This window comes from Bacillus sp. 179-C3.3 HS, assembly GCF_047229225.1.
Taxonomy (GTDB): domain Bacteria; phylum Bacillota; class Bacilli; order Bacillales; family Bacillaceae; genus Bacillus.
Genome location: NZ_JBFEFT010000051.1, coordinates 1 through 827, shown reverse-complemented (window position 1 = coordinate 827; position 827 = coordinate 1). Strand labels below are relative to the sequence as shown.

At 33.9% G+C, this 827-nt stretch carries 1 tRNA gene; it reads left to right on the top strand.

Features of this window, described 5'->3' with window-relative positions:
* Positions 1-649: 649 nt before the first annotated feature.
* Positions 650-725: transfer RNA gene (locus AB1K80_RS17145), tRNA-Val, on the top strand.
* Positions 726-827 lie beyond the last annotated feature (102 nt).

The window sequence follows — 827 nt, the reverse complement described above, 5'->3', positions numbered from 1 at the left end:
GATGGTAGTTGGGGGCTTCCCCCTGTGAGAGTAGGACGTCGCCAAGCTTTTCGTAAGATCAGTTCCGTTTGGAACTGATCTTTTTTGTGTTTTGAGGAGTATATCGATTTCAATTAGCTATAAAGCATAAAAATATACTTGTTTTAAAGCAAAGGAAGAGTGAATATGAAAAGAATTTTATAAAAATCAAAATGAACAAGCACAAGATAGCACAAGATCATCAATGTGTCAGTCATCTTGTGAGAGCTCTACAAAATGATACATGAATAGAATAACTCCGATGAAATTTTTAAAAAAGTATTTGATGAAAGTAGGGGAAGTTAAAAATAAAAAAGATTTCTCACAAAAACAAAAGAGAATTTCCATTTCGAAAGACACAAGGGGGAATTGCAGCATAAATAATGTCTCTTATTGAATGAAACATGCCTTTTTGAGATGTTTTTCATAAAAAATATTAAAAAAACAAAAAAAGACTTTTAAAATGATGAGACAAGTGGTAAACTTCTTTAGGTGACTTAGCGAATGTATCGTTAAGAAATCACTTCAAAATAAATTTAAAAATTATTTTAAAAAAGTCTTTACAAACAATATCTTATCGTTATATAATACTATTTGTCAGATCGAGAGTTATTCGAAATGATACTGATTTGGAGGATTAGCTCAGCTGGGAGAGCATCTGCCTTACAAGCAGAGGGTCGGCGGTTCGATCCCGTCATCCTCCACCATATTTATTCTTACATAATGTTAGGGTAGATAAAGCCGGTGTAGCTCAACTGGTAGAGCAACTGACTTGTAATCAGTAGGTTGGGGGTTCAAGTCCTCTTGCC